Genomic DNA, 17,177 nt, shown 5'->3' on the forward strand with positions numbered 1-17,177 from the left:
CGCCTTTCTGTTTGCCGGACCAGAGCTTCAGGCCGTCATATCGAGTACGATACGCCCTTCGATCATGCCCTTGTGCATGCGGCCGAATACATCGTTGATATCTTCCAGCTTCGCGGTCGCGACTGTCGCTTTCACTTTGCCGTCGCCCGCGAAATCGAGTGACTCCTGAAGATCGAGCCGGGTGCCGACGATCGAGCCGCGCACGGTGATGCCGTTCAGCACCATGTCGAAGATGGGCAGCGGGAAATCCCCCGGCGGCAAACCGTTGAGCGCGACGGTGCCGCCGCGCGAAACCATGCCAAGCGCCTGTTCGAACGCCTTCGGGCTCACTGCCGTCACCAGCACGCCTTGCGCGCCACCGCTCGTCTCGCGCTTGATCGCCGCCGCCGGATCGCTTTCCTTCATGGCATTGACGGTAACGCTCGCTCCAAGCTGGCGGGCCAGATCCAGCTTGGCATCGTCGATGTCGACAGCAGCCACGTTCATCCCCATCGCCTTGGCATATTGCACTGCCATGTGGCCGAGCCCGCCAATTCCCGAAATCACCACCCAGTCACCTGGTTTGGTGTCGGTCACCTTCAAGCCCTTGTACACGGTCACCCCGGCGCAGAGCACCGGCGCGATCTCCGTGAAAGAGATGTTGTCCGGCAGGTGTCCCACGAAATTGGGATCGGCCAACACATATTCGGCGAAGCCCCCATTCACGGAATAGCCGGTGTTGAGCTGCTCCTCGCAGAGGGTCTCCCAGCCGCCGAGGCAATGCTTGCAATGTCCGCAGGCGGTGTAGAGCCAAGGCACGCCGACCCGGTCGCCCTCCTTCACATGCTTCACTCCCGCGCCGACGGCAGAGACGAATCCCACACCTTCGTGCCCCGGGATGAAAGGCGGGTTCGGCTTGACCGGCCAGTCGCCCTCCGCCGCGTGCAGGTCGGTGTGGCAAACGCCGGACGCCTGTATCGCCACCTGAATCATGCCCGGGCCAGGCTCTGGCACGGCCACTTCCTCGATTGCCAGCGGTTTGCCGAACTCGCGCACCACGGCAGCCTTCATCGTCTTGGACATCTTCGATCTCCCATTGATCGCAGGACAACCCCACCTGTTGTTGTCCTGTTAGAAAGACCGCATCGTGACGATCAATCAGGCTGGCGCGAAAGCCTCCGTCCGCTGTCCCGGATGCGAGACGGTTGGTCGCAGGCAACCGCCTTGCCGCGTACAGAGCCCCGCTCGCCGCACATTCGCCACCATATCCGTCCGTTCATCTGAGGTTGTGGATCAATGAACGAACTGCCGCGTTGATGTCGCAATCCATGCAACACGTATGAGGGCATATCCAATGCGAAACGCTATTCTCGCCGCCTTGATGGCAGCACTCACCCTTCCTGCAGCCATGGCTGTATCCGCGCCCGCCGAGGCCCATGACAGGCACGCCCGGCAGTATCACCGGACCGACAACGGCATTCGTTACTGGCGCGGTGACAATGGCCGTTATTACTGCCGCAAGTCTGACGGCACGACCGGCCTGCTGATCGGCGGCGTGGCCGGTGCACTGGTCGGCCGTTCGATCGACACACGCGGCGACCGCGCGACCGGAACGATCCTCGGCGCCGCAGCCGGTGCCCTGCTCGGCCGTGAGGTGGACCGCAACAACTCGCGTCCGCACTGCCGCTGACGCCCATCGACCTTTGCGAAGGCGCGCTGCCCTCCGGGAATGGCGCGCCTTCTCCACGCGCCGTCCGCAAAGGCAATTCCCGCCACGATCCGGACCATGGCCCCTTTCCTACACCGTGCCGCTATGCTCCAATGCGCCGCATGTCAGTTCCCACGCATCTCCCGTTTTCCATGGCTTCCAACGGTCACCGCACCGCCACCGCGGGCCGGCGGGATTTTCTCTCTGGACTGTGTAAACCGTGTCAACCTGCGTTCGCGATGGCGAACGCGTGATGACGACAAGGCCATCCATGCTCGTGACAGGCGGCGCCAAGCGGATCGGCGCGGCCATCGCCCGAGCATTCGCCGGCGCCGGCTGGCATGTGGTGATCCACTACGGCCGTTCGCAGACACAGGCCGAAGCCCTGGCGGCCGAATTGCCCTCTGCCGAAATCGTCAGCTGCGATCTTGAAGACTGGAACGAAGGTCCGGCGATGATCGCTGCACTGGCCGAGCGGCTGGACGACTGGCGCGTGTTGGTCAACTGCGCAGGTGTGTTCGACCTCGACACGGCGCAGGAACTCCAGCCGCCCGTTTTCGACACCGCCATGCAGGTCAATGCCGGGACCCCCGCGCGGCTCGGGCAGGCCTTTCTGGCACACGCGCGCAGCCCCGAAGGACGGCGGCTGATCCATGTGACCGACCAGAAGCTGCTCAATCCCAATCCCGACTTCTTCTCCTACACGATGAGCAAGCATGCGCTGGCAGCAACCATTCCCATGCTGTCGATGGCCCGCGCCGATCCGCGCGACCGCATCTATGGCATTGCCCCCGGCGCGATCCTTGCCAGTCACGACCAGACCGAGGCCGAGACCGAAGTCTCGCACCGGATGAACCTGCTCCACCGCAAGGCCACCCCCACCGACATCGCGGGCGCCGCGTTGTTTCTGGCCGGGGGCTGGCTTGCCAGCGGAGAAACGATCTTCGTCGATTCCGGACAGCACCTGCTCGCGCAGCAACGCGATGTCCTTTTTCTCGCCCGGCAATAACTGTGCAAAAGAGAGGCCGCACTGGTCATTGCAGCGATTGACGCTAGACTTCGCCTTCCCCCCTGGGCCGAGCCCGCAAGCAATTGAGTGTCATGGCTATTCTAGACCGTTTCCTGCAACGGGGCGTCCGCAACGGTGTCCTTGAAGTCGCGAGACCGGACGGCAGCGTGAGACGCTTCGGAAAGTCTGCCGAAGGGTTCCCCGAAGTGCGGCTGCGTTTCACCAATTCCTCAGCCGAACGGCAGATCCTGACCGACCCACGGCTCGGTGCCGCTGAAGCCTTCATGGATGGCACGCTCATCATTGAAGAGGGCGACATCATGGCTCTCGTCCAGCTGCTGCGCGCGAACAACCGCTGGGACAAGGGCGGGGAAGTCAGAGAGGTCTCAGCCCTCAAGAAGATGCGCGGGCGCGCCATCACCCTGATCGACGGGATGAACCGCGCCGCACGAGCCAAGGCCAACATCGCCCATCACTACGACATCGGCAACGCGCTCTATCGCCTGTTCCTCGATACCGATCATATGCAATACTCCTGCGCCTACTGGCCTCGCGAGGGCATGACGCTGGAAGAGGCACAGGAAGCCAAGCTTGCGCACATCGCCGCCAAGCTTGCACTCGAACCCGGGCAGAGAGTGCTCGACATCGGCTGCGGCTGGGGCGGCATGGCGATCTATCTGGCGCGCCACGCAGATGTTTCGGTCAAGGGCATTACCCTCAGCGAGGAACAGCTTGCACTCGCCAGCGAACGCGCGGTGGCCGCCGGCGTGGCCGGCCGGATCGAGTTCGAGCTGGTCGACTACCGCGACCTGGCCGCGCGCGGCGAGACATTCGACCGGATCGTCTCGGTCGGCATGTTCGAACATGTCGGCCAGGCCCAGTTCGCCCGCTATTTCCGCGATTGCGCGAAGATGCTGACTGACGAAGGGGTGATGCTGCTCCACACCATCGGCCGCATGGGCGGGCCTGGCGCGACCGATGCCTTCACCCGCAAGTACATCTTCCCGGGCGGCTACATCCCCGCGCTGAGCGAAACCGTCGCCGCCAGCGAAAGGGTGCGGCTGATGGCCACCGACGTAGAGAACCTGCGCCTCCACTACGCCCTCACCCTGCGCGAATGGTACAAGCGCTGCGTGGAGAACAGGGACGCGATCGTGGCCCTCTACGACGAGCGCTTCTACCGCATGTGGACCTTCTATCTCGCCGGGGCGACCGCCGCGTTCGAGAGCGGTTCCATGTGCAACTACCAAATCCAGTACGCCCGCAACCGCCATGCCCTGCCCCTGACGCGGGGCTATATGGCGCAGCGCGAGGCGCAGTTCCTGCAGGGCGGATGAAAACCCGGCATTGCACCGCGGCCCCTGCGCTGTTAGGCGCGCGTCGCATTTCCCGCCTTGTTTCCAGTGGAGCTCGCCGAGTCCATGTCTGACATCAAGAAGGTCGTCCTCGCCTATTCCGGCGGCCTCGACACCAGCGTCATCCTCAAGTGGCTGCAGGTCACCTACAACTGCGAGGTGGTGACCTTCACCGCCGACCTCGGCCAGGGCGAGGAGCTTGAGCCCGCGCGCGCCAAGGCGCAGCTGATGGGCGTGCCCGACAAGCACATCTACATCGACGACCTGCGCGAGGAATTCGTGCGCGACTTCGTCTTCCCGATGTTCCGCGCCAACGCCCGCTACGAGGGCGACTACCTGCTCGGCACCTCGATCGCGCGGCCGCTGATCTCCAAGCGCCTGATCGAGATCGCCCACGAGACCGGCGCTGATGCCGTGGCCCATGGCGCGACCGGCAAGGGCAACGACCAGGTCCGTTTCGAACTCAGCGCCTATGCGCTCGATCCCAGCATCAAGGTCATCGCCCCTTGGCGCAAGTGGGAGCTGACCAGCCGCACCGCGCTCATCGCCTGGGCCGAGCAGCACCAGATCCCGGTCCCCAAGGACAAGCGCGGCGAGAGCCCCTTCTCCACCGACGCAAACCTCCTGCACACCTCCTCGGAGGGCAAGGTGCTTGAGGATCCGTGGGAAGAGACCCCCGACTACGTCTATTCGCGCACCGTCAATCCCGAGGATGCGCCGGACCAGCCCGAATACATCACCGTGGACTTCGAGAAGGGTGACGGCGTCGCCCTCAACGGCGTCGCGATGTCCCCGGCGACCCTCCTCACCCAGCTCAACGAGCTTGGCCGCAAGCACGGCATCGGCCGCCTCGACCTCGTCGAGAACCGCTTCGTCGGCATGAAGTCGCGCGGCATGTACGAGACGCCGGGCGGCACCATCTACGCCGTGGCCCACCGCGGCATCGAACAGATCACGCTCGACCGGGGCGCCGCCCACCTCAAGGACGAGCTGATGCCCAAGTACGCCGAGCTCATCTACAACGGCTTCTGGTTCGCCCCCGAGCGCGAGATGCTGCAGGCGGCGATCGACCACTCGCAGGCCCGCGTGAACGGCACTGTCCGCCTCAAGCTCTACAAGGGCATGGCCTCGGTGGTCGGCCGCAAGAGCCCGGATTCGCTTTATTCCGAACGCCACGTCACGTTCGAGGACGACGCCGGCGCCTACGACCAGAAGGACGCGGCAGGCTTCATCAAGCTCAACGCCCTGCGGCTCCGTCTGCTGGCCCAGCGCGACCGCTGAGTCTTTTCAAGGTCTTACTCCTTTCAGGCGGCCCGTTGCCAAAGCGCGACGGGCCGCTTTTGCATGGGTGGCGCGGCGGGAGCCCCACCTGTAGGAGTCCGGGCCATCGTCAACTACTAAGCGTGGTAAGTTTTGTCAGTTCAGCGCACCGGACTCATGGCTGCCCTCGCAATGGCCGCTACCCTGCCCCTCGCTGGCCCGGTGCTCGCCGAAACTGACGCTCCCGCTGCCGTTCTGGCCGCTGTCGACTCCGCCATCACCATCGCCCCGCGCCCCGCGCCTGCCGTCGAGGTTGCCCCCGAAGCCGCCGCCACCCCTCAGTTCGAGACGATCGGCGAAGGCATGGCGAGCTACTATGGCCGCGAATTCGCGGGCAGCCGCACCGCCAGCGGCGCGCGCTTCGATCCCGCCGCGCTCACCGCCGCGCACCGCACCCTGCCCTTCGGCACGCAGGTGCAGGTGACCAACGAGGCGACCGGCGACTCGGTGATCGTCACCATCAACGATCGCGGCCCCTTCCACGGCAACCGCGTGATAGACCTCAGCCGCGCCGCCGCCGACGAGATCGGTCTGACCCGCGCAGGCCGCGGCATGGTCCAGCTCGCGGTCCTGACGGACACCCCCTCCAACAACTGATCGCCCGCCCGCTCCCGCGGCAAGAGCGCCTGCGCCATCGCTGCGCGCGGGCCGCAAAACCGTGCCCGGCCTGCATGTCATTGCTGTGGGGAAGAAGGTCAGGCCGGTACGCTCGTGGCAAGGGGGGTGTTATGCCGCGTCGCACCGACCTTCACCGCACCAACCGCGAACAGCACTTTGAGTTCCCCGCCTTTTTTCGGCTTTCGCCCAACCGTTTCCTGCCAGCGACGAGCCGTCAGGTTGACACGGTTTACACAGTCCAGAGGGAAAACCGGCGCCGGTCCGGTGAGCGATTTGTACTCCAGAGGCGCGTCATCCCCCTCCCCCGTCATCGCCGCATCCACCCGGCCAAAGGCACACCCCTGCCAGCCATCCCACCGCGCCGCGCTCGCCTCGCGGAAGGGCGCGTAGAGCGGCACCGGCGGATAGACCGGATCGGGCAGGTGCTCCGGCCGGTCCTCCTCGTGCGGCGCAAAGCCGTGCGCCTCCTCATAGGCGCGCTCGACCGCCTCGGCCGCCTCGTCCCACGCCGTGTTCGCCGCGATAAAGGCAGGCTCGGCGCTGGAGAGCACCCAGGCCGCGCGCCCCGGCGGCAAGGGCAAGGGATCATGCGCCCCGCCCCAGTCCTCCAGCGCCCGGTCCTCCTCCAGCACGCGCGCATCCGCGTCCTGCGCATCGGCGTCCGCGTCGCCGCCCTCTTCCGCGAAGTGCGCCTCGGGTCGCTCGCCCGCGACCATCGCCAGCAATTCGTCGAAACGGTCCTCGCACGGCCCCGCCTCCTCCGCCGCCCGGTCCAGCCGCGCCAGATGCGCCAGCAGCAGCCGCGTGTCATAGCGGCGCTTCTTGCCCACCAGCTCGCCCCGGAACCACACCGCCTCCTCGATCCCGTCGAGCGCGCGAGTGGCCAGCACTTCCTCGGCATGGCGCCGCGCCAGCACCAGCGCCGCCTGCCACCCCTGCGCAAAGCCCCCGTCGCGCCGCCGCAGCAGATAGGCCGACTGCCGGCTCATCCCCACGCGAGCGCAGGCCGCCCGCACATCGCCCTTCTCCGCAAGGTGATGGAGAAACCGCACCTTGCGGTCCGCGTCCCAGGCATGATGCGAAACGAACGTGGGATCGTCGCACTTTGGCGGCGGCCGGCAAAACCCGCCCGTCGCCGGACAAGACCACTCGCTGACCACGCCGTCCTGCGAAGGCACAGGCTTCGGCGGCACATCGCCCTGATAGAGATCGTCATAAGACGGATACTGCGCCGCGAACCACGCATCGTCCGGATCATCGTCAGGCAGCCCGATATCCCGCTCCACCGGAATCCACCCCCGCCCAAACCGCGTAGGCGGCCGATCCCGTTCCTCCCCGAGCTCGTCTCGGGGAGGGGGACCGCCCGGCTCCGCCGGGTGGTGGAGGGGCACAGGCCGCACATCCCGCCCTTCTTCCTCTACCCCTTCCCTAACCCCGCTCGCCCTGAGCTTGTCGAAGGGCCCACCACCCAAACCGTCAGCAAAGTCCGTCATCGTTCACCTCGCACAAAGCGGGAAACCCGCAGGAAGAGACCACGGCACGGCCCGGACGGCGGCGCCGAGGTGAACGACCCATTTATCGCAAGTCGGGGGCTGTAGGAAAATGGTTTGTGAGGGGGAAGGAAGGATGATGCGAGGGCCATCGCCCTCGCGCTCCCCATACTGTCGGCGGTGTGCCTTGCGGCTACGCTGGGCTGAGACTTGCAACCCTTACCCTATTCTTCGTCATCCCCGCGAAGGCGGGGATCCAGCTTCGGACGTCGCGTTTTCATCCAACCGTATGAATGGATTCCCGCCTTCGCGGGAATGACGAAGCGGCGCAATTCAACCTTGCTCAGGACATTTGTTCACTATATGTTCCGATTGGAGACACAGTCAATGCTGGCTTATGTCAACAACTTTCAGTAGGGGCTTGTCCAACATTTTGGACAAACTGAACTCTGCGGTGTGGTTTGAGAGATAACATGAAATGACCCTTTCTCGACCTCATTCAGATACTCCACCCTACGACATCAAAGGGCTTGCGAACCTATTTCTTGATTGGGCTGATGAGGATGGAATTCCCATCACTCCAATGAAAATACAGAAGATTTTATACTTCTCCCATGCAGACTACCTACAAATAACAGGCACCCCCCTCGCTTCACAATCATTTGAAGCTTGGGATTTTGGCCCTGTAGATCCCAGTGTCTTCGAAGAATTTAGGCGTTTTAGCAAAGCGCCCATCCAAGAGCGCGCCTACCGTTTTGATCCTATCGCTGGAAAACGCGTATTAGCAAAAATCGCCCCTTGCGGAGGGGATCTGAAAATTTTGAGAAGCCTGTACAATTTTTACAAGCGCGCAAGCGCGACCGCTCTATCCGACATGTCCCATGACCCAAATGGACCATGGGCGATGGCTAGACACCTATTTGAACAGGGCAAAAATGCCGATAGGCGGATGTCTGATAAGCTAATTGTTAGTTATCATCAAAGCAATCGCCCCAGCTAATTGACTCGACGGCCCCCTTATGTTCTCTTTTGGAGGATTCAATGGAGCCGTTATGAGCCGATCCAATTCGCCGTTAGCGTTGTCAGTTGTAAAAGTGACGATCCCGGGATCGGTCGAAAAAACAGCCGCAAAAATCCGACGGTTTGACACGGATGGCTTTGGCTTTTCGCACGATTACACTTGGGCCGTTATGGCCCAATCACTTCGCGGGGTCTTTGTGCCCAAGACCGTGCGGGCGTCGTTAGCAGGCAAGCATCCGCGAATAGCCAAATGTGTTGAGGCATTGTGCGTTCTCGGGTGTGATCTTAAGCTAGAAACAAGGTCTTTCGCAGATTTTCCAGACTCAGGGCTTCGCCCGGTGAGTATGCTGCAATGGGGACCTGACGTAACAGTCCGAGTTAAAGCCTCGTGCTGGTATATCGACAAATCTGACCGCCCTATTTTGCCAATTCTCCAGCCTCGGAAGGAGCCTCTGGATGATCAGGGCCTAGCTGTTTACCTAGCCTTTGCTCGGCAAGCCTTCTGTAAAGGCGACTGGAGTATGGCACGACCTCAACTGATTGATCTTTCCGGCGACGATAAAGATGGCGTGACAGCAGAGGTCATCAATGAAAGTGATCTACCCACAGTTTCCGACGAGCTTTTGGGCGAGTACGTAAAGACATATATTGAAGCCAAGAAGTTGGCAGATTCTGCAAAAGCACCGCGCCTTAGAAAGCCTAAGGACAAAGGTATGGGCGACCTCTTTGACCGCCCCTAATGAATCAAAAATTCCCTAGATAGCCCGTTGATTCTCCTCATTCGGGCTTTCTAACAAGTGAATAAGTCGGCACTTCTGTGTCATTCCAACTCGCCATTCTGTTGCCGCACACACTGCAATCAAAATGATCTTTGTCCCGCATAGGGAAACGCATGACAGTCACACTGTAAACTGCACCGCAATTTTCACACGCCACTTCGCCGCGATCTGCTTTACCCCATGTCTGTACCACGTGCAGTCTCCTCTCGACACGAGAGTGGCATGGTACTGCCAAAATTCCAAATTAACACATGGCACTGGTCAAGACGATGCAAGAGGGCGATCTTTGTTCGCCCTCTTGCATCGCGTAAACCGCCTGTACCCCTCCACCACGCTTCGCGTGGTCCCCCTCCCCTAGGGAAGCTCTGGGAGGGTTTGTCACTTCTCCAGCAACGGCTTCAGATAATGCCCCGTGAACGAGCGCGGGTTCTGCACCACTTCCTCCGGCGTGCCTTCCGCGACGATCTCGCCGCCGCGCACGCCGCCTTCGGGGCCGAGGTCGATGATCCAGTCGGCGGTCTTGATCACGTCGAGGTTGTGTTCGATCACCACCACCGAATTGCCCTGGTCGACGAGGCGGTGGAGCACTTCGAGCAGTTTGCGCACGTCCTCGAAGTGGAGGCCGGTGGTCGGCTCGTCGAGGATGTAGAGCGTCTGCCCGGTCGAGCGGCGGGCGAGTTCCTTGGCGAGTTTCACGCGCTGGGCCTCGCCGCCCGATAGCGTCGTCGCCTGCTGGCCCACCTTGACGTAGCCGAGGCCCACTTCGTTCAGCATGTGCATCTTGTCGCGGATCGGCGGCACGGCCTTGAAGAACTCTTCCGCGTCCTCGATCGTCATGTCGAGCACGTCGGCGATCGAGTGGCCCTTGAACTTCACTTCCAGCGTCTCGCGGTTGTAGCGCTTGCCGTGGCATTCCTCGCACGTCACGTAGACGTCGGGCAGGAAGTGCATCTCGATCTTGATCAGGCCGTCGCCCTGGCACGCCTCGCACCGGCCGCCCTTGACGTTGAAGCTGAAGCGCCCGGGCTTGTAGCCGCGCGCTTCGGATTCCGGCAGGCCGGCGAACCAGTCGCGGATCTGGGTGAAGGCGCCGGTGTAGGTGGCCGGGTTGCTGCGCGGGGTGCGGCCGATCGGGGACTGGTCGATCTCGATCACCTTGTCGCACATTTCGAGCCCGGTCACGCGGTCGTGCGGCCCGGCGATCACCCGCGCCCCGTTCAGCGTGCGCGCGGCGGCGGCGTGGAGCGTGTCGAGCGTGAGGCTGGACTTGCCCGAGCCGGAAACCCCGGTGACGCAGCAGAAGGTGCCGAGCGGGAACTTCGCGGTGACGCCCGTCAGGTTGTTGGCGCGCGCGTTCTCCACGGTGACGAAGTGGCCGTTGCCCTTGCGGCGCGTGGTGGGCACCTCGATCCGGCGGGTGCCGTTGAGGTATTGCGCGGTGAGGCTGTCCTTGCTCTTGAGCACCTGCTTCAGCGTGCCTTCGGCCACCACCTCGCCCCCGTGCACGCCCGCGCCGGGGCCAAGGTCCACCACGTGGTCGGCGGCGCGGATCGCGTCCTCGTCATGCTCGACGACGATCACCGTATTGCCAAGGTCGCGCAGGCGTTTCAGCGTTTCCAGCAGCCGGTCGTTGTCGCGCTGGTGGAGGCCGATCGAGGGTTCGTCGAGCACGTAGAGCACGCCCGAGAGCCCCGAGCCGATCTGGCTGGCAAGCCGGATGCGCTGGCTCTCCCCGCCCGAGAGCGTGCCGCTCGTGCGGTCGAGGTTGAGGTAGTCGAGCCCGACATTGTTGAGGAAGCCGAGCCGCTCGTTGATCTCTTTCAGGATGGCCCGGGCGATCTGCTGCTGCTGGCTGGTGAGCTTGCCCTCCAGCGCGCCGAACCACGCGAAGGCATCCGCCACCGAAAGCCGCGCGGCGTCGGCAATGTCGCTCTCCGCGATCTTGACGCTGAGCGCCTCTGGCTTGAGCCGCTTGCCCTCGCAGGTCTCGCAGGGCTGCGCGGTCTGGAACTTGCTCAGCTCCTCGCGCATCCATGCACTGTCGGTCTGGATCATGCGGCGGTTGAGGTTGCCGATCACGCCCTCGAACGGCTTGGTGACGGTATATTCCTTCTTGCCGTCCTTGAAGGTGAGCGGGACCGGCTTTCCGGCGGTGCCGTAGAGGATGACGATCTTCACCTCGCCCGGCAGGTCCTGCCAGGGCGTCGTCAGGCCGAAACCGAAATGCGCGGCGAGGCTGGAGAGCACCTGCATGTAGTAGGGGCTGGGCGGGTTGGACTTGGCCCAGGGCACGATGGCGCCCTGCTTGAGCGTCAGCCCCTCGTTCGGCACCACCAGCTGCGGATCGAACAGCAGCTTCTCGCCGAGGCCATCGCAGGCCGGGCACGCCCCCTGCGGCGCGTTGAACGAGAACAGCCGCGGCTCGATCTCCTCGATGGTAAAGCCCGAGACCGGGCACGCGAACTTTTCGGAGAACACGATGCGGTTGGGCGGCAGGCCGGCGCCCTTGAGGTTCTTGCCCTGCCCCTCGTCCTCGCGCCCCGGCACCACGCCGTCCGCCAGATCGACATAAGCCAGCCCCTCGGCCAGCTTCAGCGCCTGCTCGAAGCTGTCCGCCAGCCGCGTCTGGATGCCGTCCTTCACCGCGATGCGGTCGACCACCACCTCGATGTCGTGCTTGTACTTCTTGTCGAGCGCGGGGGCGTCCTCGATCGCGTAGAGTTCGCCGTCGATCCGCACGCGGGTGTAGCCCGCCTTCTGCCACTCGGCGAGTTCCTTGCGGTATTCCCCCTTGCGCCCGCGCACCACCGGGGCGAGCAGGTAGAGCCGCGTGCCCTCGGGCAGCGCCATCACCCGGTCGACCATGTTCGAGACCGTCTGCGCCTCGATCGGCAGCCCGGTGGCCGGCGAATAGGGAATGCCCACGCGCGCCCACAGCAGGCGCATGTAGTCCCAGATCTCGGTGACCGTGGCGACCGTCGAGCGCGGGTTGCGGCTGGTGGTCTTCTGCTCGATCGAGATCGCAGGGGAGAGCCCGTCGATATGCTCGACATCGGGCTTCTGCATCATCTCGAGGAACTGGCGCGCATAGGCGGAGAGGCTCTCCACATAGCGGCGCTGCCCCTCGGCATAGATCGTGTCGAACGCGAGGCTGGACTTTCCCGAACCCGACAGGCCCGTGATCACGATCAGCTTCTCACGCGGGAGCGCGATGTCGAAGCCCTTGAGGTTATGCTCGCGCGCGCCGCGCACGGTGATGTGGGTGAGACTCATGGGGAGCGTATGTTCCAGATTTGTTCACGCCAATCAAGCAGGCGCCGGGAGGTTTCCCTCTAGATATGCGCGCGTGCCCTCAAGGCAATGGTCCGGCAGGCGAGATGCCGCATCCAACCGTTCCTACCGACACTTTAACGCTTCGTCGCAAGGTCTTTGCAAACATATTCCGGATAGGCTCTGGTTCCCAGACAAGGGACTGAAGGGACCGGGACAACATGAGGGTATCGCACTTCGCACCGGCGCTTTGCGCGCTGGCTTTCGCTGCAGCACTGGGCTCCGCAGCATTTGTGTCGACTCCGGCACGCGCCGACGATCCGAAGGATCCATCCATGCGCACGGCCGAAGCCCGCGCGCGCGACAAAGCCATCATCAAGAAACTCAACGAAGACCAGCTCGCGTACGTGCGCAAGCGCGATGCGGAATATGCAAAGGGCTGGAACGCCTACCGCGAAGCGCAATCGGGCAATCACTACGAGGCAGATCAGCGCGCCTACGAAGACGCCCATCGTGACTACGAATCCGCAATGGCCTCGTGGCGCAACGACGTTGCCGCCTGCCGTGCGGGATATTACGAGCGCTGCGCCCGCTGATCGCACCAGGCGGCGGCGCCCGCTTGCCTGACTGGCTGGCCATAAGGTAAATTTCCGGCAGGCTCCACTGCCGGGACCCATCCCATAATTCTAATCCGCCGCGCTGTCGTTCTGCCTTCTGCTTGCAGCGCCCTGCTCCTCGCCGCGCTCATACCTGCGGCATGGCCCGCCGCCGCCCAGCCCGCTCCCGCCGAGGCCAGGCCGGTCGACATGGGACCGGAGCCCGGCGATCCGGTGGAGCGGTGCCGCGAACTCAACCGCGAACAGGCCTGCCTCGCGCGGGACCAGCTCGAAGCCTATGCCGCCAGCCAGAAGGCGCATGACGACGCCGTCGATGCCGCCACCATGCAGAGGCTGCGCGATAACGCGGCCTATTCGGCGGCACTGGAAGCCCACCAGAAGGCCGTCGAGAAATATCAGGCCGATTACGCCGCCTGGGAACAGGCCGTCGCGGCCTGTAAGCGGGGCGTCCGGAAATCGTGCGCGCAGGCCAAAGGCAACTAGAAAGACAACAAACAGGAACTGCCCCGACCCGTCCCCGGAATGCAATTTCCGGCAATTCATCGCTCACACAGGGCACTTCATCGCTCTCGCCGCGCTTGCAATCTTTTAATAACAATAGCCGAGTTGTATAAATGAAAATTACCGCAGGGAGAGACTGCACTTTTGGTAAGTTACACGAATGACTGCAAATTCCCGTAACAGACCCTTTTAAATACAAGCGACTCAAGACCTAACTGACAATCAGGCCTTCCGCCGCTTTTGGCTGGAAAGGACTTGCTGCATAGCAACGCGGCCTGTCTCGTTTTGCCGATTAACAATGATTTATCACCTGATTTCCGGACACATCCATCCGGAACTCCTCACCCTGCGCCTGCCCAGAGAGGAGATAGACCATGAGAAGGCTTACGATTGCCGCCAGCGCAATGGCAGCACTGCTCGTCGCTACGCCTGCGGTTGGAGACGTCATCGTGCAGGACGGAGGCTGGGCGGACCGGCCTTTCGTCGAAGTCCGCTACAGCGACCTCGACCTTGACAGCCAGGGCGGCCTCGCAACCCTGAACAGACGCCTTGCTGCCGCCGCGATAACCGTCTGCGGTGCTGACGAAATTCGCCAGTTACGGGTGCATGTTGCCGTTCGGAACTGCCGCAGCGATTCTATGGAGCGCGCTTTCGCCGATCGTGATGCCGTGATCGCCGCACGCATGGCCGCCCGCGACGATCCTACCCGGCTCGCTGCAATGGAACTGCCTGCCCTGCGCGTGCGCCGTTAACCCTGAGACCCCCGGCCGGGCCGACTTGCGGGCGACACCCTTGCAGCACGTCCCGCTGCAATCGCCCAGCGATCAAGTCCGGCCCGGCTCCAAGGCCCGCCCTATCCGCAAGCGGCGGGCCTTGGTTTGTCCTGCAACTTTGATGATCAGGCATGACCACGGGTTGCCTGCCTCGCCTCGGCGCTTAGGATGGCGCCATGATGATGATCCCCCCCAGCACTTTCGCCGCAGCCGTTCTGCTCGCCGGGACGGCACAGCCCGCCCTCGCCCAGATCTCCGTTGATCCGCACCATCTCGTCGAGGATGTGAAGGCCCTGGCATCCGACACCTTCGAAGGCCGCGCGCCCGGCACCGCGGGCGAGGAGCGCACGATCGGATACCTGATTGCGCGGATGCAGGACACCGGGCTCGAGCCGGCGGGGCCCGACGGGCAGTGGGTGCAGACGGTGCCGCTGCTCCACACCGCGTTGCAACCCGCGAAGACCCTGGCTTTCGCGACACCAGCAGGCGCCATGCCGGTGGCACAGAGCAAGGAGGTCTACGTCTCGACCGTACGCGCCGATGATGCAGCGGTAATCGCCAAGGCTCCGGTGGTCTTCGTGGGTTATGGCGTCAATGCGCCCGAGCGAGGGTGGGACGACTTCAAGGACGCAGATCTCAAGGGCAAGGTCGTGGTGTTCCTCGTCAACGATCCGGACTTCTCGGCCACGAAGGGCGAGGCGCCCTGGGGCAAGTTCGGCGGGCGGACCATGACCTATTACGGCCGCTGGACCTACAAGTTCGAGGAAGCCGCACGGCGGGGGGCCGTGGCCGCGCTGATCGTTCATGACACGGACGGTGCGGGCTATGGCTGGAACGTCGTGATCAGCCCCGGCGGCGAGAACTACGACATCGTGCGCAAGCCCGAAGACCTGACCACACTCAAGCTGCAGGGCTGGATTTCGGGCGTTGCGGCGAAGGACCTGTTCGCGAAGGCCGGGCTCGATCTCGAAAAGCTGCGTGCCGATGCGCGCAAGGCCACGTTCAAGCCGGTCCCGCTCAAGGGCGTGACTTTCGACGCCGATGTGCCCGTGACACACGAGCAGATCGCCAGCCACAACGTGCTCGGCCGCATTCCCGGCACCTCGCATCCTGACGAAGTGGTGATGTTCGGCGCGCACTGGGATGCCTATGGCAAGGGCGCGCCCGACGAACAGGGCCACATCTACCGCGCCGGGGCCAACGACGATGCGCTGGGCATTGCCGGTATCCTAGACATCGCGCGCGCCATGAAGGCGGGTCCGCCCCCGCAGCGCAGCGTGGTCTTCGCGGCATGGACTGCCGAAGAACGCGGGCTGCTGGGCTCCGAATACTATGCCGCAAACCCGGTCTATCCGATGGAGAAGACGGTCGCCAACCTTGCGATCGACATCCTGCAGACGGCGGGCGCGGCGAACGACGTCGTGCTGGTCGGCAAGGGACAGGACACGCTGGAAGACGACATGGCGCGCGTCGCTGCCACGCAGGGCCGCAAGGTCACGCCCGAAGGCTTGCCCGAACGCGGGCTGTTCTACCGCGCCGACCATTTCTCCTTCGCCAAGCGCGGGGTGCCGGTGATGCTGCTGATGGGGATCGCCGGAGCCGCCGACCTGAAGAAGGGCGGAACCGCGGCCGGTCAGGCCTGGATCGATGCCTATACCGGCAAGTGCTATCATCAGGCCTGCGACGCCTACGGCCCGGACTGGAACCTCGATGGTGCCGTGCAGGACATCGATCTGATCGGCACGATCGGCGAGGAACTGGCGAACTCGCGCGCATGGCCGCAGTGGAAGGCTGGATCGGAATTCAAGGCGATCCGCGACAAGAGCGCAGGTGAGCGGAACTAGGCCCATGCGGCGACGCCTCCTTGCTTCCGCGCTGCTGGCCCTCGCCCTCTCCGCTTGCGGTGGCGGCGTGCATTACCGGCCGGTGAGCGATGTGCCGGTGCGGATCGGGCCGCCCTATTCGGTGCGCGGAATGACATACACGCCCGCCGCCGATCCGCATTACGACATGCTGGGCTATGCGACGTGGTACGGGAACGAGAGCGGAAACCAGGTTGCCAATGGCGAGCGGTTCAAGCCGGACTGGATCACCGCCGCACACAAGACGCTGCCGCTGCCCAGCTATGTCGAGGTAACCTCGCTCGATACTGGCCAGCGCATTCTCGTGCGGGTCAACGATCGCGGGCCGTTCGGCGAGAGCGCGCGGATCATCGACCTGTCGAAAGGAGCCGCCGAACTGCTCGGCGTACGCGCCAAGGGCAAGGCGGCGGTGCGGGTCCGTGTAGTCCAGCCGGACGAGCGCGACCGCAAGGCGCTGCGCGAAGGGCATGCCGCGCGCAGGCTGTCACCCGTTTCGGGCCGGACGCTCACCAATCTGCAGGCGCAATTCGCACGTGGCGTCGGCACGCGCTGACAGGGCATCGCGCCGCCTCATTTCGCGATTGTCGTGTTTGCGACATTAGCGGAAGAGGGCCGTAGGTGGCCCTCAGAAGTTGCTGAAATGCCCTTCCTTGCGCGCCTGCGCACGCGCCGACGCGATGATCCCCTTCGATTTTCCCGGAGGAGAAACGCGTGAAATCAGTCGGTTGACCGAATGACTGCCGCATGTCGGGCAGACCGGTTGATCGCTCGAACGCATCAACAATTCGAAGTCGTCCGAGCATTGGGGACAGTGAAAATCGTATAGCGGCATCGGGCTTCCCGGTCGGTTTAGGTAAGACGCGAACCCCGATGCCA

The 17,177-nt window shown here is 63.7% G+C and carries 16 protein-coding genes; 12 read left to right on the forward strand and 4 right to left on the reverse strand.

Translation table 11 applies throughout. The features are described 5' to 3' along the window. Positions 1-27 precede the first annotated feature (27 nt). Positions 28-1,062, reverse strand: a complete 1,035-nt coding sequence (adhP, locus tag MTR64_RS09830; protein ID WP_243993308.1) for an alcohol dehydrogenase AdhP — start codon at positions 1,060-1,062, stop codon at positions 28-30. 271 nt (positions 1,063-1,333) lie between these two features. On the opposite strand from adhP, the gene MTR64_RS09835 reads away from it, so the two are divergent. From MTR64_RS09835 to MTR64_RS09855, 5 genes are all read left to right on the forward strand, one after another. Beyond that, positions 1,334-1,669, forward strand: a complete 336-nt coding sequence (locus MTR64_RS09835; protein WP_243993309.1) for a glycine zipper 2TM domain-containing protein — start codon at positions 1,334-1,336, stop codon at positions 1,667-1,669. A 289-nt stretch (positions 1,670-1,958) separates the two neighbouring features. Continuing rightward, entirely contained in the window at positions 1,959-2,696 is a 738-nt protein-coding gene (locus tag MTR64_RS09840) for an SDR family oxidoreductase (protein WP_243993310.1), read from the forward strand. A gap of 92 nt (positions 2,697-2,788) precedes the next feature. Continuing rightward, positions 2,789-4,033, forward strand: a complete 1,245-nt coding sequence (locus tag MTR64_RS09845) for an SAM-dependent methyltransferase (RefSeq protein WP_243993311.1) — start codon at positions 2,789-2,791, stop codon at positions 4,031-4,033. An 84-nt stretch (positions 4,034-4,117) separates the two neighbouring features. After that, positions 4,118-5,332, forward strand: a complete 1,215-nt coding sequence (locus MTR64_RS09850; protein WP_243993312.1) for an argininosuccinate synthase — start codon at positions 4,118-4,120, stop codon at positions 5,330-5,332. A 156-nt stretch (positions 5,333-5,488) separates the two neighbouring features. Further along, positions 5,489-5,968, forward strand: coding sequence for a septal ring lytic transglycosylase RlpA family protein (locus MTR64_RS09855; RefSeq protein ID WP_243993313.1), 480 nt, complete (start codon positions 5,489-5,491; stop codon positions 5,966-5,968). 98 nt (positions 5,969-6,066) lie between these two features. Here the strand turns inward: MTR64_RS09855 and MTR64_RS09860 are convergent, their stop codons facing one another. Further along, positions 6,067-7,275 (reverse strand): hypothetical protein, encoded by a 1,209-nt coding sequence (locus MTR64_RS09860; RefSeq protein WP_243993314.1) that lies wholly within the window; start codon positions 7,273-7,275, stop codon positions 6,067-6,069. 682 nt (positions 7,276-7,957) lie between these two features. On the opposite strand from MTR64_RS09860, the gene MTR64_RS09865 reads away from it, so the two are divergent. Continuing rightward, positions 7,958-8,479, forward strand: a complete 522-nt coding sequence (locus MTR64_RS09865; protein WP_243993315.1) for a Panacea domain-containing protein — start codon at positions 7,958-7,960, stop codon at positions 8,477-8,479. Positions 8,480-8,531: 52 nt separating this feature from the next. Beyond that, positions 8,532-9,239 carry a hypothetical protein gene (locus tag MTR64_RS09870; protein ID WP_243993316.1) on the forward strand — a complete coding sequence of 236 codons (708 nt, stop codon included), beginning with the start codon at positions 8,532-8,534 and terminating at the stop codon, positions 9,237-9,239. A gap of 417 nt (positions 9,240-9,656) precedes the next feature. On the opposite strand, the gene uvrA is transcribed toward MTR64_RS09870, so the two are convergent. Next, complete coding sequence (uvrA, locus tag MTR64_RS09875) at positions 9,657-12,551, reverse strand: excinuclease ABC subunit UvrA (RefSeq protein WP_243993317.1); 2,895 nt, start codon at positions 12,549-12,551, stop codon at positions 9,657-9,659. Positions 12,552-12,769: 218 nt separating this feature from the next. Between uvrA and MTR64_RS09880 the strand changes: the two genes are divergently transcribed. The 5 genes from MTR64_RS09880 to MTR64_RS09900 all read left to right on the forward strand — a co-directional run bounded on the left by MTR64_RS09880 (position 12,770) and on the right by MTR64_RS09900 (position 16,854). Continuing rightward, positions 12,770-13,144 carry a hypothetical protein gene (locus MTR64_RS09880; RefSeq protein ID WP_243993318.1) on the forward strand — a complete coding sequence of 125 codons (375 nt, stop codon included), beginning with the start codon at positions 12,770-12,772 and terminating at the stop codon, positions 13,142-13,144. 210 nt (positions 13,145-13,354) lie between these two features. Then, entirely contained in the window at positions 13,355-13,648 is a 294-nt protein-coding gene (locus tag MTR64_RS09885) for a hypothetical protein (protein ID WP_243993319.1), read from the forward strand. A 392-nt stretch (positions 13,649-14,040) separates the two neighbouring features. Continuing rightward, positions 14,041-14,418, forward strand: coding sequence for a UrcA family protein (locus MTR64_RS09890; RefSeq protein WP_243993320.1), 378 nt, complete (start codon positions 14,041-14,043; stop codon positions 14,416-14,418). Positions 14,419-14,615: 197 nt separating this feature from the next. Beyond that, the gene (locus MTR64_RS09895) at positions 14,616-16,283 is read left to right on the forward strand and encodes a M28 family metallopeptidase (protein WP_243993321.1); all 1,668 of its coding nucleotides are present in this window, start codon (positions 14,616-14,618) and stop codon (positions 16,281-16,283) included. Between the two features lie 4 nt (positions 16,284-16,287). Then, positions 16,288-16,854: a septal ring lytic transglycosylase RlpA family protein gene (locus tag MTR64_RS09900; protein ID WP_243993322.1), complete on the forward strand. Its 567-nt coding sequence runs from the start codon at positions 16,288-16,290 to the stop codon at positions 16,852-16,854. Between the two features lie 72 nt (positions 16,855-16,926). Here MTR64_RS09900 and MTR64_RS21560 read toward each other — a convergent pair whose 3' ends face one another. Then, entirely contained in the window at positions 16,927-17,133 is a 207-nt protein-coding gene (locus tag MTR64_RS21560) for an FmdB family zinc ribbon protein (protein WP_419144934.1), read from the reverse strand. Positions 17,134-17,177: the final 44 nt, after the last annotated feature.

Source organism: Novosphingobium album (ex Hu et al. 2023) (assembly GCF_022832385.1).
GTDB lineage: Bacteria > Pseudomonadota > Alphaproteobacteria > Sphingomonadales > Sphingomonadaceae > Novosphingobium > Novosphingobium album.